Raw genomic sequence first — 20,106 nt, forward strand, 5'->3', positions numbered from 1 at the left:
CGTGGCCCGCGGGGCACGTCTCTTCCTCGTCGCTCTGGTGCTGACGACCTCGTCCTTCGGCACGGCCCCGTTCGCCGGGGCGCAGCCCCCGCCCGCCGATGCCGGGAGCCTGCCTCCCCCCGCGGCGCCCGGCCCCGTCGACGACACCGCGCAACGTTCGCCGTGCACCACCGTCGCCACCGTCGACGACACCGCCTCGATCCCGGAACCGCAACGCCTCCTGGATTTTCCGGCCGTGTGGCCGTTGACACGCGGCGCGGGCCAGCTCGTGGCGGTGATCGACACCGGAGTGGGCCGGAACGCCAGGCTGCCCGGGCTGGTCCCCGGCGGGGACTACGTCTCCTCGGGCGACGGGACGCAGGACTGCGACGCCCACGGGACCCTGGTGGCGGGACTCGTCGCGGCCCGCCCGGTCGCCGGGTCGGGATTCGCCGGCGGCGCCCCGGACGCGCGGATCCTCACCGTGCGCCAGTCCAGCCGCCACTTCTCGGCGCACCGGCCGGACGCCGACGACCAGGATGCGCGCACGTCACCCGGCTACGGCAACGTGCGCACGATGGCGATGGCGGTGCGCCACGCCGCGGATCGCGGCGCCACCGTCATCAACATCTCCGAGGTCGCCTGCGCTCCGGCCGCAGAAGGGATCGACGACCCCGAACTCGGGGCGGCGGTGCGGTACGCGACGGAGGTGAAGGACGCCGTCGTCGTCGCCGCCGCCGGGAATGTGGAGGAGCGCTGCCGGGGGTCGAATCCGCACGGACTCGATCCGCTCCGCCCGGGCGAGGATCCCTGGCGTGCGGTCACGACCGTGGCCTCGCCGGCCTGGTACGACGACTACGTACTGACGGTCGGTTCGGTCGAGCCCGACGGCTCACCGTCGAGCTTCAGCCTGCCGGGACCGTGGGTGGATGTCGCCGCACCCGGCAGCGGTGTGGTCTCCCTGCATCCCACCGCGGACGGCCTCGTCGACGCCTATCGGGGAGCACAGGGCCCGATTCCGGTGTCGGGCACCAGTTTCGCGGCGCCACTCGTATCCGCGACCGTCGCGCTGGTACGGGCACGATTTCCGCATCTCGATGCCCGCGCCGTCGCGCTGCGGATCGAGGCCACGGCGCACGCGCCGGCCGAGGGCTGGAATCCGCGGGTGGGACACGGCGTCATCGACCCGTTCGCGGCGGTGACCGCCCCGTGGACGGAAGAGCGTCCGCAGGTGCCCCGTTCGGTGGCCGTCGCATCCCCGGCACCACCGGCGCCGACGGATCAACGGCCCCGGAACGTCGCGGTCGTCGCGGCGACTGTGGTGCTCGTGATCGTGGGAGCGACAGCGTCGCTGCGACGCCGGCGTCAGCTGCCGGCGCCGACCGGCGCCGGGTCCGGATCGGGTGCGACGCCGTCGTGAGCGACGAGCGCCTCCGCCCGCCCGAGTGCCGGTCCCGGCGCGAACAATTCGACGATCTGCCACGGCGCGGGCACGGGTTCGGAGAATCCCAGGGCGGTCGCGGCGTCCGCGTCGACGATGCCGTACCGCACGCCGGTGTCGGCGACGTAGAAGAGGGCGCCGCGCCGCGCACTGTCCGGCGCGACGGAGGTGGTCTGCACGAACGCGCCGCGGCCGGGCGCGAGGTACGCGCTGTCGGCCTCGGGCCCGCCACCGTCCGCCTGAGCCAGGGACACCGGCACCGCCCCCTCGGGTAGCGGCAGTGCCGAGCCTGCCGACACCTCGACGACGGACCGCGACTGTCCGTCCGCGGCGGCCTCCGGGGTCCACGTCAGGCATCCGACGGGGCGGTCGCCGGCATCGACGACCGTGGGCACGGTCGTGGGGAAGGTGTCCACGTCGAGACCCCGCACGGCCGGCGCGTCCCGTAGCAGATCCGGCGGGACGGCAGGGATCTCCGCGGCGCCCTGCGAATCGGTGAAGTGGACGATCTGTGCCGTCGCCTCGGACACCTCCTGCACACCGTCGCGCAGCACGACGTAGAACTTCTTCCCGTCCGGCACTGCGACGCGGACCACCGAACCGACGGTCAGCGAGCCGATCGGATAGCGGGGCTCGTCGCCGGCGCCGGGGATCCGCGGAGCCTCGAGCCGCGGCACCTCCGGGATGGCGGCGAGCAGGGCCGGACCGACGGGACGCGCCATGCCGGCATCGAGGCCGAGAACGCGGGTGAGCGCGCGGTCCGACAGGTCGACTTCGGCGCGCGATCCGCGGTACACCAGATGGTGCCTGCCGTCGGCCGCGACGAGCAGGGCCTCGTCGTCGGTGAGCGGTCGTGCGCGGTCGCCGTAGGCGGGCTCCCCGGCGGCGACAATTGTGGTGACCGAGCGGCTTCCGTCGGAGGCCACGGTGTCGCACACCGTCCACGACAGCGGTTCCGCGACGTGTGCCAGCGCCGACGGCGCACCGGGGATGCCGACGAGGGAACCCCGTGGGCGCGTCTCGAATTCCTCGTCGGCGACGACGGTGGGCTCGTCGGGCCGCCCGAGCACCAGGCGGGCGGAGGCCAGGTTGAGCACCGGATGGAAGGTGCCGTCGATCGCGACCAGCATCGCGCCGGATTCGCGACCCACCACGATGGTGGCATCGCCGATCTTGTCCTGCGGGCGGAACAGGGCGAGTGCGGCGCAGCCCGCGAGTCCGACACAGGCGAGGACGGCACCCACCGCCAGCGCGCGTGACTGCGACCGCATCGGGTCGTGGATCATCCGCACGTCCCGCCGCACCAGTGCATGCTCCATGCGGCGCACCAGAAACCGGTAGCCGTTGACCTGCCAGCGCGTGGTCGGCTGCGCTCCCATCGATCCTCCCCCGTACGACGCCCCCTCCGCCGCAACACAGTACAGTTCCGGCGGGGAACATCGGGGGGACCGGGCCGTCGCTCGGGGGGGAACGGGGGAATCGTCGTGCAGCATGGGGTTTTCCGGCGGCCACGGCGCCGCTCCGCGGCCGGGGTCGTGCGGGCGCAGTGTGCAGCGCTGATCGGGTGGACGATCGCGGCGGCCGCCGGCGCCCCGCTTCCCGCTTCGGTGGTCGTGGCGGCGCTGGCCGCGGTGTCGGTGGTGGTCCCGGTCCGGGGGCGCGACGCCGTCGACTGGTCGCGGGAATGGTGGCGATTCCGGAACCGTCCGATCCGTACCGCCCCGGTGATCGTCGACGTCGCCGCGGCCGGCGACGGACCTGTCGGGGTGTGCTGGGACGGCTCGGCCGTCGTCGCGGTCGTGGAGCTGGTGCCGACGGGCGGCGACCTCACCCGGCTGACACGCGACCGGGCAGATCCCCTGCGCCGGCTTCCGCTGGCGGCGATCGCCGCGTGCCTCTCGCGGCACGACGTCGAACTCGACGGGATCGACGTCGTCGCGCACGGCCGCCGGGCGTGCGACGAGACCGTGGCCGGCGAGGCATACGGGAGCCTGGTCGGTCCGCTGCCCGCCGCCGCGACCCGCACGGTGTGGCTCGCGCTGCGGTTCGACGCCCTCGCCTGCCCGGCCGCGGTGGCGCGCCGGGGCGGCGGGGCCGAGGGCGCGGCACGCGCCGTGAGCATCGCGGCGCGCCGGGTCGTGCGGGCGTTGGCGGAACAGCACCACGCCGCGCGGATCCTCGACGCGGGAGAGATCACCCGGGCGGTGGAGTCCGTCACCGGATGCGCGGATCCGCTGCTGCTCGAGGAGGATCGCGACGCGGTACGGCTTCCCGGCGGTCTCAGCCGGGCCTCGGTCGTCGAACCGGGTCACCTCGACCGGGCGACCTTGACCCGCGTCTGGTCGGAGCCGCTGTCGTCGGCGACGATCACGGTGCGCCTGCGACCCGGCACCGAGCCCGGAACCGTGCGGGTGGGGGCGGTGCTGCGCGGAACGAGCCGGTCCCCCGAGCCGAGCCGCCGGATGCCGGGCACTCGGCGGTTGTGGAGTCGCGAACTGGACGGGTTGCTGGCGTCGACGCCGACGGCCGCGGCGGGGCTCGAGGATCTGGTCCCCCTGCGCACCGTGCAGCTCGGCGACGCCGACGCCCTGACCCTGCCGGTGACAGGATGCGGGCAGGTGGTCGGGGCGGACGAGTCCGGAGCGGCCGTGTCAGCTCGCGTGACCGGCCGGGGCGTGCGCACCGTCTACGTCGCCGGGGAGCTGTACCTGGCGCAGCAGCTGGTGTTCCGGTCGGTCGCGATCGGCGCGCGGGTGGCGATCCACACCGATCGCGCCTCGGCCTGGCGCCCCCTGCTCGCCGCCGCGGGACCGGACCGGTTGCGCCTCGGTGGCGACGAGCGGGGTTTCGACACGATCGTGTACGACGGTGTGCGCCCGGCGGCGGTTCCCGCCGGGGCGACCGCGATCCACGTGCACGTGGATCCGGATCGGTGGCCGCGTGAGCGCCCGGACGTGTCGATCCTGCAGCCCGGAGCGGCCGGGGATCGGGTGGTGCTCACGGCTGGGGGCCGCCGGGTGTCGTTGTCGCTGGTGAGTGTCGGCGCCGAAGCCGCGTTCCTCGGTCGTCCGCGCGCGGGTGGGCGCAGCCGGGTTCCTCAGCCCGGGTAGGGTTCGGCGCTCTGTCCGGCGCGCACGGTCCGTGCCCACCAGGCGAGCTGGGTCAGCATCCGCTGGGCCGCATCGGCGGCGGCGCCGTCGGTGGTGGTGCCGTCGGCGGCGAAGGCGTGCTTGACGCGGTGGAAGCTGACCGATTCGCGCACGGGAACCATGTGCACCTCGACGACGACCTGCCGGAGTTGTTCGACGGCGCGCAGACCGCCGGAGAGCCCGCCGTAGGAGACGAATCCGACCGGCTTGGTGCGCCATTCGTGTTTGACGGTGTCGAGGGCGGTCTTCAGTGCGGCCGGATAGCCGTGGTTGTACTCGGAGGTGACGACCGCGAACGCGTCGGCCGCACCGATGCGCCGGGTGAACGCCTCGGCCTCCCGGCCGCCGGACAGATCCTGCGGCAGCGGGGTGTCGGCGAGGTCGAGCACGCCGACGTCGAACTCGCGGCGTTGCCGCGCGGCGGCGGCGAACCAGTCGGCGACGACGGGCGCGATCCGCCCGGCCCGCACGCTGGCGACGACGATCTCGAGACGAATCGGGGCTTCGGCGTCCATGGGCCGATGGTAGGCGGGTCAGGCGGTGAGGCCGTGGGTGAGCAGGGCGGCGAGTTCGCGGTAGGCCTGGGCGTCCGGCAGGCCGGTGGCCTCGGCGACGTGGCGCTGCTGGATGCGGACCATGACGGCGGCGACGACGTCGGCGACGAACGCGGCGTGCACGTCGCGCAGTTCCCCGGTGGCGACTCCGGCGGCGATGAGGTCGCGGACGCGTTCGGCGGCGAGCCGGGTGTTGCGCTCGTAGACCTCACGGGCGGCGGGGGCGGCAGCCATGTCCTCCATGAACTGCGCGGAGGCGGGTTCGAGTTGCCGGCCGACGGCCTCGAGGTAGCCGCGGATGCGGTCGACGGCGCCGCTGCGGCCGTCGAGCTCGGCTTCGACGCGCTCGGTCGCGCCGCGGAAGAAGTGCACGGTGGCGGCGCGGACGAGGCGGTCCTTGCTCTCGGCGAGGGCGTACAGGGTCGACTTGGAGCAGTGCAGGCGGGCGGCGATGTCGTCGAGGGTGAAGCGGGCGAAGCCCTCGGCGAGAAACAGCGCGACGAGCTGGTCGAACAGTTGCGCCTGCCGCGCCGTGCCGCGCCGGGTTCCCGCTCTTGTCATACTGCAGATAGTACTGCAGTATCGTTCTCAGTACTATTTTCCGAGCGAGGAGTCACCGTGCCCGTCGAGCGCCTGCTGCCCACCCCCGAGGCCTACGACCTCATCGAGCTGACCCGCGACGTCGCGGACAAGGTTCTCGCGCCGCGGGTCGTCGAACACGAGCGCAACGAGACGTTCCCCGAGGGCGTGTTCCCCGCCCTCGGCGCGGCGGGACTGCTGAGCCTGCCGTACCCGGAGGAGTTCGGCGGCGGGAATCAGCCGTACGAGGTGTACCTGCAGGTGCTCGAGGAGCTCGGCGCCCGCTGGGCGGCCGTCGCGGTCGCGGTGAGTGTGCACGGCCTGTCGTGCTTCGCGCTGGCCACCCACGGCACCGAGGAGCAGAAGGCCCGGTGGTTGCCCGCCATGCTCGGCGGCGAGACGATCGGCGCCTACAGCCTGTCCGAGCCGCAGGCCGGGTCCGATGCCGCGGCCCTGACCTGCCGCGCGACAGCCGTGGACGGCGGCTACCGGATCTCCGGATCGAAGGCGTGGATCACCAACGGCGGCAAGGCGGACTTCTACACGCTGTTCGCCCGGACCTCCGACGCCGGCTCCAAGGGCATCTCCTGCTTCCTCGTGCCCGCCGGAACCGAGGGCCTCAGCTTCGGCAAGCCCGAGGAGAAGATGGGCCTGCATGCCATCCCCACCACGACCGCCCACTACGACGACGCGTTCGTCCCCGAGGAGCGCCGCATCGGGGCCGAGGGGCAGGGCCTGCCGATCGCGTTCAGCGCCCTCGATTCGGGCCGCCTCGGGATCGCGGCCGTCGCGGTGGGTCTCGCGCAGGCCGCGCTCGACGAGGCCACCGCCTACGCCAAGGAGCGCAAGGCGTTCGGCAAGAAGATCATCGACCATCAGGGCCTCGGATTCGTCCTGGCCGACATGGCCGCGGCGGTGGACTCGGCCCGCGCCACCTACATCGACGCCGCGCGCCGCAAGGACGCCGGTCTGCCCTACTCGCGGCAGGCGTCGGTCGCCAAGCTCGTCGCGACCGACGCGGCGATGAAGGTGACCACCGACGCCGTGCAGGTACTCGGCGGCTACGGCTACACCCGGGACTTTCCCGTCGAGCGCTTCATGCGGGACGCGAAGATCACCCAGATCTTCGAGGGGACGAACCAGATCCAGCGGCTGGTCATCGCGCGGCACCTGGCGGGCTGACGGTGTGAACTCCCGGCCGCGCCGGGGTGTGAACTCCCGGCCGCGCCGGGGTGTGAACTCCCGGCCGCGCCGGGCGCGAACTCCCGGCCGTGCCGGGTGTTGAAGTCCCGGTCGAGCCGGGGCGCGGGCCCGCAGCGGTGCCGGGGCGCGCGGCCGTCCTCCCCGGCGGCACGCGCACCCCGGCACTGCCGGGATAACTCGTGCCGCGGAATCTGAAACATCCTCCTGTCAGATTTCGCGAACCGCCTGCTACCGTGCGCCGGTGGACAGACATCGTCGACGGGGTCGCAGAGCCGTGGACCGAGTGGAGAGGGCGGCCGACGCCGCGGAGACGGTGGCGACACTCGCCGAGCTCGGCGTCCTGTTCCTGCGGGTCCTGACGCTGCCGTTCCGCGCGCTCGCGGCGCTGCTCCGGATGATCGCGGACTGACCTCGGAACCCTCGCCGTGCCCCGGTATCCTGCGTCACATTTTCTGGGCAAAGCGGACATCCTGTACTTAGATCTTGGTTGGACGTACGTCCAGGATTTGTCCATCGACATCGGAGGTAATCCCCATGCTGCTCGGCTCGCTCGGCTCCCTGGTCGACCACGTGCTCTCCTTCCTCAGCTGGCTGATCTGAGAGAAGCCTCGACGCGCGTAGCGAAAGGGGCGAGGTCACCCGACCTCGCCCCTTGCCGTTTCCGTCGCTCGTGCCGGGCCGCGCTACGCGCCGATCGCCTCGGCGAGAATCGGCCAGGACTCGTGCAGCGCATCCTGCCAGTATCCCCACGAGTGCGTGCCCTCTGCCGCTGTGCTGAAGGTCGCCTCGATCCCGAGTTCGTCGAAGGTCCGTCGCAGCCGCTCGGTGCACTGTGCCGTAGCCGCCTCGATGGATCCGAGGACGAGTAGGTCGACCGGATCCACCTGCCCGCCCAGGGCCGCCTCGTGCGGACCCGGCAGGCCACCGCCGGAGGAGATGTACAGCGTCGTCCCGCGCAACTTCTCCGCGTTCAGCGCCGCGTCGTTGGCGATCCACCCCGGCCCTCCGATCGGGCCCCACATGTTCTCGACCTCGCCGCCCCCGATCGTGACGACGGCTTCGACGTAGCTGCGCCCAGGATCGCTGCTCGTCTGCGCGCACCCGCTGTAGGACGCCACCGCCTCGTACAGTCCCGGCGACTGCTGCGCGAGGGCCAGCACCGAACTGCCCGACATCGACATCCCCGCCACGGCGTTGCGACCGTCGGCGCCCAGTGCCGCGTCCACGACCGGCGGCAGTTCCGACGTCAGGAACGTCGCCCACCGGTGCCGGCCGAGCTTCGGGTCGTCACGGACCCAGTCCGTGTAGTACGAGAAGGCCCCGCCCACCGGAGTGACGACGTTGACGTTCTTGCCGTCGAAGAACTCGCGGACGTCCGTCTGCTCCCGCCAGTTCGCGGCGTCCTCGCCCCCACCCGCTCCGTTGAGCAGGTAGAAGGTCGGCCGGGCAGCGGAAGTGTCGGCGGGCCGGATCACCTCGACCGGGATCACCCGGTCCATGGACGGTGAGTACACGTGCAACACCCAGTCGCGCGCGGTTCGCTCCTCCACGTGATCGACGTAGGCCCCGGCCGGAGCCGGCTCGGCGGCCGCCGGTGCCGTCAGCAGGGACGCCGCGGCGAGCAGGGCCGCCGCGACCGTCGCGCCTCGCCGCCGGATCGCGGGCAGGTCGAGCACTGTGCCTCCCTCTCACATGCCGATCCCCCGGCCGGGCCGGCCGGGGGACGTGCTCGTCGGAACATATCACCGGCAGGCTCGGCCGCGGGTCAGCAGCAGCCGGGACCGACGGGCCCACGTACCTCGCGGGTGGCCGCGTTGCGTGCCGCGAGTTCGTCGTCGGGGGGATAGTCGACGCCGACGAGGCTGAGTCCGTGCGCCGGAGCCACGGCCACGGCCGCGGCGCGCTGCCGTTCGTCGAGCAGCGCGGTCGTCCACTCGACACTGCGCCGCCCCTCCCCTACCGCGAGCGCCGCCCCGACGAGGCTGCGCACCATCGACCAGCAGAACGCGTCCGCGCTCACGTGCGCGGTGAGGATGTCCCCTGTGCGCGTCCAGTCGAAGCGTTGCAGTTCGCGGACCGTCGTCGCACCGTCGCGCCGCTTGCAGAAGGCGGCGAAGTCGTGCAGGCCCAGCAGCGACCGCGAGGCGGCACGCATGGCGTCGACGTCCACCGGTTTGGGCCAGGCGACGGTGTCGCGGGCCCGCAGCGGCTCGGCGCCGTAGACGGCGGTGGTGAGCCGGTACTCGTAGTGCCGGCGGACCGCCGAGAAACGGGCGTCGAAGTGGGGCGGGGCGACGGAGATGCCGGTGACGCGGACGTCGCGCGGCAGGAACCGCGCGAGCCGTCGCACCAGGCGGGCGAGGTCGTCCGGAAGGGTAGCGGTGGGGACGTCGACGTGCGCGACCTGACCGGACGCGTGCACCCCGGCGTCGGTCCGCCCGGCGACCGTGAGCTGGACCGGAGTGCGTACGACCGCCCCGAGCTTCTCTTCGATCTCCCCGCACACCGTCCGTCGTCCGGGCTGCCGTGCCCAGCCGGAGAAGTCGGTGCCGTCGTAGGCGATGTCGAGCCGCAGCCGGGTGCTGTCCTCGCCGGCGGCGGACGGGTTCTCGAAAGCAACGGGCCCGCCGCCCCGGTGGGGGGCGACGGGCTCGTTCGCTTCAGCGGATGCCGAAACCAAGTGGACTAGTCCTTCTTGGCCTCGTCGGCGTCCTTGGCGTCGGCCGCGGTGGCGGTCTCGTCCTCGATCGCGTCGACGACGGCGTCCGCGTTCTCGACCTGCGCGTCGGAGGCGTCGGCCTCGACGGCCTCGACGACGTTCTCCTCGGCCGGGGCCTCGGTGGCCGGCGCGCTCTGCGAGGCGGCGACGCGACGGGCGCGGTCGGCCTCCGAGGTGACGGTCTTCTCCTTGACGAGCTCGATGATCGCCATGGGAGCGTTGTCACCCTTGCGCGGCATCGTCTTGACGATGCGCGTGTAGCCGCCGTTGCGGTCCTCGTAGAACGGGCCGATCTCCGCGAACAGCGTGTGGACGACGTCCTTGTTGCGGATGACCTTCAGCACCTCACGACGGTTGGCCAGCGTGCCGGCCTTCGCGTGCGTGACGAGCTTCTCGGCGTAGGGCCGCAGGGCCTTGGCCTTGGCCTCGGTGGTGGTGATGCGGCCGTGCTCGAAGAGCGCGGTGGCCAGGTTGGCCAGCAACGCCTTCTGGTGCGAGGCCGACCCGCCGAAGCGGGCACCCTTCTTGGGCTTGGGCATGATGAATCTCCTAGTAACGGACCGTGAGCTGCTACAGCTGCTCGGTCTCGGCGTAGTCCTCGTTCCCCTCGGCGTCGCCGAAGGAACCGGCGTCCGTGTCGCTCCAGGTACCGGTCGCGGCGTCGTAGCCGGCGACGGTGCTCGGGTCGAAGGACGCGGGGCTGTCCTTGAGGGAGAGGCCGAGCGAGTGCAGCTTGACCTTCACCTCGTCGATGGACTTCTGACCGAAGTTGCGGATGTCGAGCAGGTCGGACTCCGTGCGTGCCACGAGCTCACCGACGGTGTGCACACCCTCGCGCTTGAGGCAGTTGTAGGACCGGACCGTGAGGTCGAGATCCTCGATGGGGAGTCCGAAGGAGGCGATGTGGTCGGCCTCGGCGGGCGAGGGACCGATCTCGATGCCTTCTGCTTCGACGTTCAGCTCACGAGCCAGACCGAAGAGCTCCACCAGGGTCTTGCCCGCCGAAGCGAGCGCGTCCCGCGCGGTGATCGAGTTCTTGGTCTCCACGTCGAGAATCAACCGATCGAAGTCGGTGCGCTGCTCGACGCGGGTCGCCTCCACCTTGTAGGTCACCTTGAGCACCGGCGAGTAGATCGAGTCGACCGGAATACGGCCGATCTCGGCGCCGGACGCCTTGTTCTGGACGGCAGGGACGTAGCCGCGGCCGCGCTCGACGACGAGCTCGATCTCCAGCTTGCCCTTGTCGTTCAGGGTGGCGATGTGCAGGTCCGGGTTGTGGACGGTGACACCGGCCGGGGGCACGATGTCGCCCGCGGTCACGGTGCCGGGGCCCTGCTTGCGGACGTACATGGTGACCGGCTCGTCCTCTTCCGAGCTGACCACGAGGCCCTTGAGGTTCAGGATGATGTCGGTGACATCCTCCTTGACCCCGGGAACCGTGGTGAACTCGTGGAGCACGCCGTCGATGCGAATGCTGGTGACGGCCGCGCCCGGAATCGAGGACAGCAGGGTGCGACGAAGCGAGTTGCCGAGGGTGTACCCGAAGCCCGGCTCGAGGGGTTCGATGACGAACTTCGAGCGGTCGTCGGCGATGACCTCTTCGCTGAGGGTGGGTCGCTGCGAGATGAGCATGGAGTGCCTCCTTGTGGGCGTCCGCCATATGACGCCCTGGTCGGGATGTGGTGTCCCCCCGGACCTCGGGAGGACCGGAAGGACACCACGGCGCGAAGCGCCTTACTTCGAGTAGTACTCGACGATCAGCTGTTCCTGCAGCGGGATGTCGATCTGCGCGCGCTCGGGGAGCTGGTGGACCAGCACCCGCAGACGCGGGCCGACGACCTGCAGCCAACCCGGGATCGGACGATCGCCCTGGGTCTCACGGGCCACCTGGAAGGGCAGCGTGCCCAGCGACTTCTCGCGGACGTCGATGATGTCGTACTGCGAGACGCGGTAGCTGGGGATGTCGACCTTCTTGCCGTTCACCAGGAAGTGACCGTGGCTCACCAGCTGGCGGGCCTGACGGCGGGTCCGGGCGAGACCGGCACGGTAGACGACGTTGTCCAGACGCGACTCGAGGATGGTCAGCAGGACCTCGCCGGTCTTGCCGGGCCGGCCGGCGGCCTCCTCGTAGTAGCGACGGAACTGCTTCTCCATCACGCCGTAGGAGAAGCGGGCCTTCTGCTTCTCCTGCAGCTGGAGCAGGTATTCGCTCTCCTTGATCCGCGCGCGGCCGTGCTGGCCGGGCGGGTAGGGGCGACGCTCGAACGCCTGGTCGCCTCCGACGAGGTCGACACGCAGACGACGCGACTTACGGGTAACGGGACCGGTATAGCGAGCCATGATTCAAACCTTCCTTTCCCGTTAGACGCGACGCCGCTTGGGCGGACGGCAGCCGTTGTGCGGCTGGGGGGTGACGTCGGAGATGGTGCCGACCTCGAGGCCCGCGGCCTGGAGGGAACGGATCGCCGTCTCGCGGCCCGAGCCCGGGCCCTTCACGAAGACGTCGACCTTCTTGACACCGTGCTCCTGCGCCTTGCGGGCAGCGTTCTCGGCGGCGAGCTGCGCGGCGAACGGGGTCGACTTGCGCGAACCCTTGAAGCCGACGTGGCCGGAGGACGCCCAGGAGATGACGTTGCCGTTCGGGTCCGTGATGGACACGATCGTGTTGTTGAAGGTGCTCTTGATGTGAGCGGCACCGTGCGGGACGTTCTTCTTGTCCCTGCGGCGCGCCTTCTGGGTCTTCTTGGGACCGGTGCTGCGTGACTTGGGAGGCATTACTTCTTCTTTCCTGCGACGGTGCGCTTCGGACCCTTACGGGTGCGGGCGTTGGTCTTGGTGCGCTGTCCACGCACGGGCAGACCACGACGGTGTCGCAGGCCCTGGTAGCAGCCGATCTCGATCTTGCGACGGATGTCCGCCTGGACCTCGCGGCGGAGGTCACCCTCGACCTTGTAGGTCTCCTCGATGAACTCGCGCAGCTTGGCGAGATCCTCGTCGGAGAGGTCCTTGCTGCGCAGATCCGGGCTCACGCCGGTGGCCTCGAGGATCTCCTTCGAGCGGGTACGGCCGATGCCGTAGATGTAGGTCAGTGCGATCTCCATCCGCTTTTCGCGGGGAAGATCGACACCTGCGAGACGTGCCATGTGGCATTCCTATTCGGTGTGCGGAGGTCTGCTCCCAGCCCGTCCCCTGCGTCGTGAAACTGTGTGGTCCCGCGGCCCGGCCGAAGCCGGAACGCCGGTAGTCCGAAACACAGTGGGGCCCCGGCCTCCGAACCGGGGGTGTATCGCGCGGCTCCCCGACGAATCGGGAATCGTGACCGAACGACTGGTACTGGAAGGTCTTCTCTAGCTTGTTGCCAAGCCGATCCTTCGAAGAGCGGGTGGTCTAGCCCTGGCGCTGCTTGTGGCGCAGGTTCTCGCAGATCACCATGACCCGGCCGTTACGCCGGATCACCTTGCACTTCTCGCAGATCTTCTTGACGCTCGGCTGAACCTTCACGGTGCGTCTGATCTCCTGTGTGTACGCCTGCGGCAGAGCACGAGGCATGCTGCAGACATGGTTCTCCCCGACCGTGCGGCCGGGGAAGCTCTTACTTGTAGCGGTAGACGATGCGCCCACGCGACAGGTCGTAGGGCGAGAGCTCTACGACAACCCGGTCCTCGGGCAGGATGCGAATGTAGTGCTGACGCATCTTGCCGCTGATGTGAGCCAGGACCTTGTGACCGTTCTCGAGCTCAATGCGAAACATCGCATTGGGCAGCGGCTCGATCACGCGACCCTCGACCTCGATGGCTCCGTCTTTCTTGGCCATATCCTCCGCGATCCGTGTTGTTCGGCGTGTGGTTGCATCGGTGTCCGTTACCGTGACGCTCGGCGTGACCGGACTGCGGACACCCGCAGACCGGCGCGCAGGGCGCACCATCGATCTATGTTACGGGAACTTTCCCACCAGGGCCAAATGCCGACATACAGGAGGACAACCGTGCGGGCGTTGGTTCAGCGGGTGACGGGTGCCGCGGTCGCGGTCGACGGCCGCGAGGTCGCCCGGATCTCACCCCCGGTCGGCGGCCACGGGCTGCTCGTGCTCGTCGGGGTGACCCACGACGACGACGCGGCCAAGGCCGCGACGCTGGCCCGGAAGGTGTGGACGATGCGGATCCTCGAGGACGAGAAGTCGGCGTCCGATCTGGCGGCCCCGATCCTCGTGGTCAGCCAGTTCACGCTCATGGCCGACACGCGCAAGAGCCGGCGGCCGTCGTGGTCGGCGGCCGCGCCCCGCGCCGTCGCCGAACCGCTGGTGGACGAGTTCGCGGCGGCTCTGCGGGAGCTGGGCGCCGACGTGCAGACCGGAGTCTTCGGGGAGCACATGGAGGTGAGCCTCGTGAACGACGGTCCGGTCACCCTCCTGGTCGAGGTGTGAACCGGAGTCGGCGGCCCGGGCGACGATCCCGTTCGGCTCCTCAGGCAGCGAGCGGTGCATTCGCTCGCCGCCACCGCCGCGCTACTCCGGGCGCGGGGTGAGGATGCGGGGGCCGTCCTCGGTCACCGCGACGGTGTGCTCCCAGTGCGCGGCGCGGCTGCCGTCGGTCGTGACGACGGTCCACTTGTCGTCGAGCACCTCGGTCTCGTAGGTGCCGAGCGTCAGCATCGGTTCGATGGCGAGCACCGATCCCACCACGAGGCGGGGGCCCTTCCCGGGCTCGCCCTCGTTCGGCAGGAACGGGTCCATGTGCATTTCGCGGCCGATGGCGTGCCCGCCGTATCCGTCGACGATGCCGTAGTGCCGGCCGTGTACCCGCTCCGCCTCGCGGGTGCCGGTCTCGATGGCGTGCGAGACGTCGGTGAGCCGGTTGTCCGGCAGCATCGCCGCGATGCCCGCCTCCATCGACAGCCGTGTCGCATCGCTGAGATCGATGTCGGCGGCGGCGAGTTCCCCGACGCCGAAGGTCCACGCCGAGTCGCCGTGCCAGCCGTCGAGGATCGCGCCGCAGTCGATCGACACGAGATCGCCCTCGGCGAGGATCTCCGTCGCCGAGGGGATTCCGTGCACCACGCGGTCGTTCACCGACGAGCAGATCGAGCCGGTGAACCCGTGATAGCCCAGGAAGGAGGGGACGGCCCCCGCGTCACGGATGACCGCCTCCGCCACCTGGTCCAGTTCCAGGGTGCTCACGCCCGGCTTCGCCGCCTTGCGCACCGCCACGAGTGCGGCGCCGACGACAGCGCCCGCCGCCGCCATCGCATCCAGTTCACCGGCGGTGCGGAACGGAACCACCTTGCGCTTGCGCCCGAAACCCATTGTCTTGCTCCTGCGTCCTTACTTGCCGAGAGCCGCGAGGGCGCGGGCGTTGATCTCGTCGACCTCGCCGACGGCATCGACCGTGACGAGCACATCGGCGTAGTAGTCGAGCAGCGGCGCCGTCTCCTCGCGGTACACCCGGAGCCGGTTGCGGATGACGTCCTCGGTGTCGTCGGCGCGGCCGCGGGCGAGCATCCGCTCGACCACGACGTCCTCGTCGATGTCGAAGGAGAGGACGCCGTCGAGCTTCGTGTCCAGGTCCTTCAGGATGGACTCGAGTTCGCGGGCCTGCTCCACGCTGCGGGGGAAACCGTCGAGCAGGAAGCCGTCGGCGGCGTCGGGCTCGGCGAGACGGGCGCGCACCATGTTGTTGGTGATCTCGGCGGGTACGAGCTCGCCGGCGTCGATGTACTTCTTGGCTTCGACACCGAGCGGGGTGCCCTGCCCGATGTTGGCCCGGAACAGATCCCCGGTGGAGATCGCGGGGACGCCGAGCTTCTCCGACAGGATGGCGGCCTGCGTGCCCTTGCCGGCACCGGGCGGACCGAGGAGTACAAGTCTCACTTGAGGAACCCTTCGTAGTTGCGCTGCATGAGTTGACTTTCGATCTGCTTGACAGTGTCCAGCGCGACACTGACGAGAATGAGCACCGCGGCGCCACCGAAGATGCTGGTGGCGGTCTGGCTGCCGGAGAGGAAGAAGTTGGGCAGCGTCGCGATGAGACCCAGGTACAGCGAACCTGGCACCGTGATGCGGTTGAGGACGTAGCTGAGGTACTCGGCGGTGGGGCGTCCCGGCCGGATACCCGGGATGAAGCCGCCGTACTTCTTCATCTCGTCGGCCCGTTCCTCCGGATTGAAGGTGATGGCGACGTAGAAGAAGACGAAGAAGACGATCAGCCCGAAGTAGATCGCGATGTAGACCGGGTTGTTCGGATTCACCAGGTACTCGTTGATGATCCGCTGCCACCAGCTCGGGTCGGTGGCCGAGGTGGCCCCGGTCAGCTGCGCGATGAGGTTCGGCAGGTACAGCAGCGACGACGCGAAGATCACCGGGATGATGCCGGCCTGGTTCACCTTCAACGGCAGGTACGTCGAGGACCCGCCGTACATGCGCCGGCCCACCATCCGCTTGGCGTACTGCACCGGGATCCGGCGCTGGCCCTGCTCGACGAACACCACGCCGGTGATGACGACCAGCGCGACGACGAGCACGATCGTGAAGACCAGCCCGCCGCGGGACTCGAGAATGGTGCGACCCTCGGACGGCAGCCGCGAGGCGATGCCGGCGAAGATCAGGATCGACATGCCGTTGCCGACGCCGCGCTCGGTGATGAGCTCACCGAACCACATGACGAGGGCCGCGCCGGCCGTCATGACCAGCACGATCACGACCATGCCGAAGATGCTGTCGTCGGCCAGGATCGGTTCGGAACAGCCCTGCAACAGCTGACCGCGGGCCGCGAGGGCGACGATGCCGGTGGACTGCAGCACGGCGAGCGCCACCGCGAGGTACCGCGTGTACTGCGTCATCTTGGCCTGCCCCGACTGGCCTTCCTTGCGCAACTCCTCGAAGCGCGGAATGACCACCGTCAGCAGCTGGACGATGATGCTCGCGGTGATGAACGGCATGATGCCGATCGCGAACACCGACAGCTGCAGCAGGGCGCCACCGGAGAACAGGTTGATCAGCGAGTAGATCCCGGCGGAGTCCCCGCCGCTGAGCTGATCGATGCAGGCACGCACGTTGCCGTAGTCGACGCCCGGAGACGGCAGCGTCGCGCCGAGGCGGTACAGGGCCACCAACCCGAGCGCGACGAGGATCTTCCGCCTCAGGTCCGGGGTCCTGAGGGCCGAGACGAAGGCGGAAAGCAAAGATCCTCCTGGCAGGGCGAAACGGGAGACTGTGGATCGACGCGCGGGGTCCGACGGTCGACAACTCTTGAACTCTAGCAGCGCGCCCGGAACCGGTGCCGTGGCGCCGGGTCGGGGCCGGCCGTCCACGCGGCAGCCGGATGCCACTGCGCGGTGTCCGGCAGGGCGGGAACGCCGAACGGCCGCACTGCAGCACGTGCTGCAGTGCGGCCGTTCGTGTGCTGTGCGTCACGCACGAGCGAACCGGTCAGGCCAGTTCGGTCGCGGTGCCGCCGGCAGCGGTGATCTTCTCCTTGGCGGAGCCGGAGAACTTGTTCGCGGTCACCTGCACGGCCACCGTGAGCTCGCCCTCGCCGAGGACCTTCACGAGCTGGTTCTTGCGAACCGCGCCCTTGGCGACGAGCTCGTCGACGCCGACCTGCCCCCCCTCGGGGAAGAGACGGGCGATGTCGCCGACGTTGACGACCTGGTACTCGGTGCGGAAGGCGTTCTTGAAGCCCTTGAGCTTCGGCAGCCGCATGTGCAGCGGCATCTGGCCACCCTCGAAGGCCGCCGAGACGTTCTTGCGCGCCTTGGTGCCCTTCGTACCGCGACCGGCGGTCTTGCCCTTCGAACCCTCACCGCGACCGACGCGGGTCTTGTCCGTCTTCGCGCCCGGAGCCGGGCGGAGGTGATGCAGCTTGATTGTCACTTGGAGGCCTCCTCAGCAGTGACTTCCTCGACAACGACGAGGTGACGCACCACGTTGATCAAGCCGCGGTTCTGCGCGTTGTCCTCGCGGACCACGGACTGGCGGATCTTCCGCAGACCGAGGGTGCGCAGGCTGTCGCGCTGGTTCGACTTGGCGCCGATGGTGCTCTTGACCTGAGTGATCTTCAGCTCTGCCATTACTTCACGCTCCCAGCGGCCTGTGCCCGGGCGCGCAGCATGCCCGCAGGTGCGACGTCCTCGAGGGCCAGACCGCGGCGAGCCGCGACTTCCTCGGGGCGCTGCAGCTGCTTGAGGGCGGCCACGGTGGCGTGCACGACGTTGATGGCGTTGTCGCTGCCGAGCGACTTCGACAGGATGTCGTGGATGCCCGCGCATTCGAGCACGGCACGCACCGCACCACCGGCGATCACACCGGTACCCGGCGAGGCGGGGCGCAGCATGACGACGCCGGCCGCGGCCTCACCCTGCACCGGGTGCGTGATCGTGGAGCCGATGAGCGGGACGCGGAAGAAGCCCTTGCGAGCCTCCTCGACACCCTTCTGGATGGCCGCGGGAACTTCCTTGGCCTTGCCGTAGCCGACGCCGACCAGGCCGTTGCCGTCGCCCACGATCACCAGTGCGGTGAAGCTGAAGCGACGGCCGCCCTTGACGACCTTCGACACACGGTTGATCGAGACGACACGCTCGATGTAGTTCGACTTCTCGGCGGCACCGCCGCCGCGCGAGTCGCGATCGCGGCGGTCGCGACCACCACGCTGGTCCCCGGTGTTGGGGCCATTCTGTCCGGCGGGGCCGTTGCCGCCGTCACGCCGCTGACGTCCCGGCATCAGGCGTTCCTTCCGTTCGAAGAGATGGTCATCAGAACTTCAACCCGCTTTCGCGAGCCGCGTCTGCGAGGGCCGCGATCCGGCCGCTGTAGGTGTGGCCGCCACGGTCGAAGACCACAGCCTCCACGCCGGCGGCCTTGGCGCGCTCGGCGAGCAGCTGGCCGACCTTGGCGCCGCGCGCCTTCTTGTCGCCCTCGAGCGCACGCACGTCCGGCTCGACGGTCGAGGCCGCCGCCAGCGTGGTGCCCGTCAGGTCGTCGACCAGCTGGGCGTGAATGTGGCGCGAGGACCGGTTCACGACGAGACGGGGACGCTCGGCGGTGCCGGCGACCTTCTTGCGCAGACGGAAGTGCCGACGCTGCTTCGACAGCCGACGCCGGGTGGACGCGTCCTTGCCGAGCGGAATCCGCTTGGCCTTCTGGTTCTCGGTCTGGCTCATGATCACTTACCCGTCTTTCCGACCTTGCGGCGCACCTGCTCGCCCTCGTAGCGGATGCCCTTGCCCTTGTACGGGTCGGACTTGCGCAGCCGGCGAATGTTGGCCGCGATCTGGCCGACCTTCTGCTTGTCGATGCCCGAGATCGAGAACTTCGTCGGCGACTCGACCGCGAACGTGATGCCCTCGGGCGCCTCGATCGGGACCGGGTGGCTGTAGCCGAGCGAGAACTCGAGGTCCTTGCCCTTGAGCGCGACGCGGTAGCCGACGCCGTGGATCTCCATCTTCGTGGTGTACCCGTCGGTGACACCCACGATGAGGTTCTGCACGAGCGTGCGCGACAGACCGTGCAGCGCGCGGCTGCGACGCTCGTCGTTCGGACGGCTCACGTTGAGCGCGCCGTCCTCACCCTTGGCGATGGTGATCGGCTCGGCGATGGTCAGCGAGAGGTTGCCCTTGGGGCCCTTCACTGCGACGTCCTGGCCGTCGATGGTCACCTCGACGCCCGAGGGGACGGTGACCGGAAGCTTTCCAATACGCGACATTGTGGTGGCCTCCCTTACCAGACGTAGGCGAGGACTTCCCCGCCCACTCCCTGCTTGGCCGCCTGGCGATCGGTGAGCAGGCCGGAGGACGTGGAGATGATCGCCACGCCGAGGCCGCCCAGGACCTTGGGCAGGTTGGTGGATTTCGCGTACACGCGCAGGCCGGGCTTCGACACGCGGCGCACACCGGCGAGGCTGCGCTCACGGGACGGGCCGTACTTGAGGTCGACGACGAGGGTCTTGCCCACCTCGGCATCCTCGGTGCGGAAGTCGGCGATGTAGCCCTCACGCTTGAGGATCTCGGCGATGTTCGCCTTGATCTTCGAGTGGGGAAGCTTCACCTCGTCGTGGTACGCCGTGTTGGCGTTACGCAGACGCGTCAAGAAGTCTGCGATCGGGTCGGTCATGGTCATGGCTGACCTGTTCACCTTTCTCGTTGCGGTTCCCATGCAACACCGGCAGCGGCGACGAACGTGTCGCCGGCGCGGACCGGCCGTGGGCCTACGACGAACTTGGTTTCATGCGGACCGGACACGGTTGCGACCGGCCCCTGACAGGAGTGACGGTGGACGACCGTGCGGTCGCCCACCGTTCACGTCACCAGGAGCTCTTGTGAACTCCCGGAAGCTGACCGCGGTGTGCCATGTCACGCAGGCAGATGCGGCAGAGTCCGAACTTGCGGAAGACCGAGTGGGGGCGCCCGCAGCGCTGGCAGCGGGTGTAGGCGCGCACCGCGAACTTCGGCTTCTTGTTGGCCTTGTTGACCAGTGCCTTCTTAGCCATGGGC

The 20,106-nt window shown here is 70.0% G+C and carries 27 protein-coding genes; 5 read left to right on the forward strand and 22 right to left on the reverse strand.

The annotated features are described in order from the left end of the window. Position 1 precedes the first annotated feature (1 nt). Positions 2–1,399 carry a type VII secretion-associated serine protease mycosin gene (mycP, locus tag ACWPQI_RS16585; protein WP_040272358.1) on the forward strand — a complete coding sequence of 466 codons (1,398 nt, stop codon included), beginning with the start codon at positions 2–4 and terminating at the stop codon, positions 1,397–1,399. On the opposite strand, the gene eccB is transcribed toward mycP, so the two are convergent. Beyond that, entirely contained in the window at positions 1,345–2,799 is a 1,455-nt protein-coding gene (eccB, locus tag ACWPQI_RS16590; protein WP_064066058.1) for a type VII secretion protein EccB, read from the reverse strand. The two genes, mycP and eccB, sit on opposite strands and share 55 nt — an antisense overlap. Positions 2,800–2,904: 105 nt before the next feature. Here eccB and eccE point away from each other — a divergent pair, with 105 nt between their 5' ends. Further along, positions 2,905–4,530 (forward strand): type VII secretion protein EccE, encoded by a 1,626-nt coding sequence (gene eccE / locus ACWPQI_RS16595; protein ID WP_029540132.1) that lies wholly within the window; start codon positions 2,905–2,907, stop codon positions 4,528–4,530. Here the strand turns inward: eccE and ACWPQI_RS16600 are convergent. Further along, on the reverse strand, positions 4,518–5,084 hold the full coding sequence (locus ACWPQI_RS16600; protein ID WP_040272351.1) for an NADPH-dependent FMN reductase: 567 nt from the start codon (positions 5,082–5,084) through the stop codon (positions 4,518–4,520). The two genes, eccE and ACWPQI_RS16600, sit on opposite strands and share 13 nt — an antisense overlap. An 18-nt stretch (positions 5,085–5,102) precedes the next feature. Then, on the reverse strand, positions 5,103–5,684 hold the full coding sequence (locus ACWPQI_RS16605; RefSeq protein ID WP_010595592.1) for a TetR/AcrR family transcriptional regulator: 582 nt from the start codon (positions 5,682–5,684) through the stop codon (positions 5,103–5,105). 57 nt (positions 5,685–5,741) lie between these two features. On the opposite strand from ACWPQI_RS16605, the gene ACWPQI_RS16610 reads away from it, so the two are divergent. Together ACWPQI_RS16610 and ACWPQI_RS16615 are read left to right on the forward strand one after the other, a co-directional pair. Continuing rightward, positions 5,742–6,884 carry an acyl-CoA dehydrogenase family protein gene (locus ACWPQI_RS16610; RefSeq protein WP_048773479.1) on the forward strand — a complete coding sequence of 381 codons (1,143 nt, stop codon included), beginning with the start codon at positions 5,742–5,744 and terminating at the stop codon, positions 6,882–6,884. Positions 6,885–7,179: 295 nt separating this feature from the next. Then, positions 7,180–7,314, forward strand: a complete 135-nt coding sequence (locus tag ACWPQI_RS16615) for a hypothetical protein (RefSeq protein ID WP_263623492.1) — start codon at positions 7,180–7,182, stop codon at positions 7,312–7,314. A gap of 274 nt (positions 7,315–7,588) precedes the next feature. Here the strand turns inward: ACWPQI_RS16615 and ACWPQI_RS16620 are convergent, their stop codons facing one another. The 9 genes from ACWPQI_RS16620 to infA all read right to left on the reverse strand — a co-directional run bounded on the left by ACWPQI_RS16620 (position 7,589) and on the right by infA (position 13,438). Next, entirely contained in the window at positions 7,589–8,581 is a 993-nt protein-coding gene (locus ACWPQI_RS16620; protein WP_017679667.1) for an alpha/beta hydrolase, read from the reverse strand. An 89-nt stretch (positions 8,582–8,670) separates the two neighbouring features. Then, positions 8,671–9,585 carry a tRNA pseudouridine(38-40) synthase TruA gene (truA, locus tag ACWPQI_RS16625; RefSeq protein WP_064066055.1) on the reverse strand — a complete coding sequence of 305 codons (915 nt, stop codon included), beginning with the start codon at positions 9,583–9,585 and terminating at the stop codon, positions 8,671–8,673. 5 nt (positions 9,586–9,590) lie between these two features. Beyond that, on the reverse strand, positions 9,591–10,163 hold the full coding sequence (gene rplQ, locus ACWPQI_RS16630) for a 50S ribosomal protein L17 (protein WP_003938063.1): 573 nt from the start codon (positions 10,161–10,163) through the stop codon (positions 9,591–9,593). Positions 10,164–10,194: 31 nt separating this feature from the next. Beyond that, on the reverse strand, positions 10,195–11,256 hold the full coding sequence (locus ACWPQI_RS16635; protein ID WP_006947180.1) for a DNA-directed RNA polymerase subunit alpha: 1,062 nt from the start codon (positions 11,254–11,256) through the stop codon (positions 10,195–10,197). A 102-nt stretch (positions 11,257–11,358) separates the two neighbouring features. Beyond that, positions 11,359–11,964, reverse strand: coding sequence for a 30S ribosomal protein S4 (rpsD, locus tag ACWPQI_RS16640; protein WP_003938065.1), 606 nt, complete (start codon positions 11,962–11,964; stop codon positions 11,359–11,361). Between the two features lie 21 nt (positions 11,965–11,985). After that, positions 11,986–12,399: a 30S ribosomal protein S11 gene (gene rpsK, locus ACWPQI_RS16645; RefSeq protein ID WP_003938066.1), complete on the reverse strand. Its 414-nt coding sequence runs from the start codon at positions 12,397–12,399 to the stop codon at positions 11,986–11,988. Further along, a complete protein-coding gene (gene rpsM, locus ACWPQI_RS16650) occupies positions 12,399–12,767 on the reverse strand; it encodes a 30S ribosomal protein S13 (protein ID WP_003938067.1) in 369 nt (122 codons plus the stop codon). Before rpsM ends, rpsK begins: the two co-directional genes overlap by 1 nt. A gap of 244 nt (positions 12,768–13,011) precedes the next feature. Then, positions 13,012–13,125: a 50S ribosomal protein L36 gene (rpmJ, locus tag ACWPQI_RS16655; RefSeq protein ID WP_003938068.1), complete on the reverse strand. Its 114-nt coding sequence runs from the start codon at positions 13,123–13,125 to the stop codon at positions 13,012–13,014. 91 nt (positions 13,126–13,216) lie between these two features. Then, entirely contained in the window at positions 13,217–13,438 is a 222-nt protein-coding gene (gene infA, locus ACWPQI_RS16660; RefSeq protein WP_003886926.1) for a translation initiation factor IF-1, read from the reverse strand. Positions 13,439–13,609: 171 nt separating this feature from the next. Here infA and dtd point away from each other — a divergent pair, with 171 nt between their 5' ends. After that, a complete protein-coding gene (gene dtd, locus ACWPQI_RS16665) occupies positions 13,610–14,047 on the forward strand; it encodes a D-aminoacyl-tRNA deacylase (RefSeq protein WP_010595596.1) in 438 nt (145 codons plus the stop codon). A gap of 81 nt (positions 14,048–14,128) precedes the next feature. Here dtd and map read toward each other — a convergent pair whose 3' ends face one another. The 10 genes from map to ACWPQI_RS16715 all read right to left on the reverse strand — a co-directional run bounded on the left by map (position 14,129) and on the right by ACWPQI_RS16715 (position 20,102). Then, positions 14,129–14,926, reverse strand: coding sequence for a type I methionyl aminopeptidase (map, locus tag ACWPQI_RS16670; RefSeq protein ID WP_474738397.1), 798 nt, complete (start codon positions 14,924–14,926; stop codon positions 14,129–14,131). Positions 14,927–14,944: 18 nt separating this feature from the next. After that, positions 14,945–15,490 carry an adenylate kinase gene (locus ACWPQI_RS16675; protein WP_010595598.1) on the reverse strand — a complete coding sequence of 182 codons (546 nt, stop codon included), beginning with the start codon at positions 15,488–15,490 and terminating at the stop codon, positions 14,945–14,947. Next, on the reverse strand, positions 15,487–16,800 hold the full coding sequence (gene secY, locus ACWPQI_RS16680; protein ID WP_010595599.1) for a preprotein translocase subunit SecY: 1,314 nt from the start codon (positions 16,798–16,800) through the stop codon (positions 15,487–15,489). Before secY ends, ACWPQI_RS16675 begins: the two co-directional genes overlap by 4 nt. A 247-nt stretch (positions 16,801–17,047) precedes the next feature. Further along, positions 17,048–17,491 (reverse strand): 50S ribosomal protein L15, encoded by a 444-nt coding sequence (gene rplO / locus ACWPQI_RS16685; RefSeq protein ID WP_003938073.1) that lies wholly within the window; start codon positions 17,489–17,491, stop codon positions 17,048–17,050. Beyond that, entirely contained in the window at positions 17,488–17,688 is a 201-nt protein-coding gene (gene rpmD / locus ACWPQI_RS16690) for a 50S ribosomal protein L30 (RefSeq protein ID WP_006947165.1), read from the reverse strand. Before rpmD ends, rplO begins: the two co-directional genes overlap by 4 nt. Continuing rightward, positions 17,688–18,338, reverse strand: a complete 651-nt coding sequence (gene rpsE / locus ACWPQI_RS16695; protein ID WP_003938075.1) for a 30S ribosomal protein S5 — start codon at positions 18,336–18,338, stop codon at positions 17,688–17,690. The genes rpmD and rpsE overlap by 1 nt, the downstream gene beginning before the upstream one ends. A 31-nt stretch (positions 18,339–18,369) precedes the next feature. Next, complete coding sequence (rplR, locus tag ACWPQI_RS16700; RefSeq protein WP_010595600.1) at positions 18,370–18,777, reverse strand: 50S ribosomal protein L18; 408 nt, start codon at positions 18,775–18,777, stop codon at positions 18,370–18,372. 2 nt (positions 18,778–18,779) lie between these two features. Continuing rightward, positions 18,780–19,319, reverse strand: a complete 540-nt coding sequence (gene rplF, locus ACWPQI_RS16705) for a 50S ribosomal protein L6 (protein ID WP_040272340.1) — start codon at positions 19,317–19,319, stop codon at positions 18,780–18,782. Positions 19,320–19,333: 14 nt separating this feature from the next. After that, entirely contained in the window at positions 19,334–19,732 is a 399-nt protein-coding gene (gene rpsH / locus ACWPQI_RS16710) for a 30S ribosomal protein S8 (RefSeq protein ID WP_017681442.1), read from the reverse strand. Positions 19,733–19,916: 184 nt separating this feature from the next. Continuing rightward, positions 19,917–20,102 carry a type Z 30S ribosomal protein S14 gene (locus ACWPQI_RS16715; protein WP_003938079.1) on the reverse strand — a complete coding sequence of 62 codons (186 nt, stop codon included), beginning with the start codon at positions 20,100–20,102 and terminating at the stop codon, positions 19,917–19,919. Positions 20,103–20,106: the final 4 nt, after the last annotated feature.

The sequence above is a fragment of the Rhodococcus sp. LMD genome, from assembly GCF_056108245.1.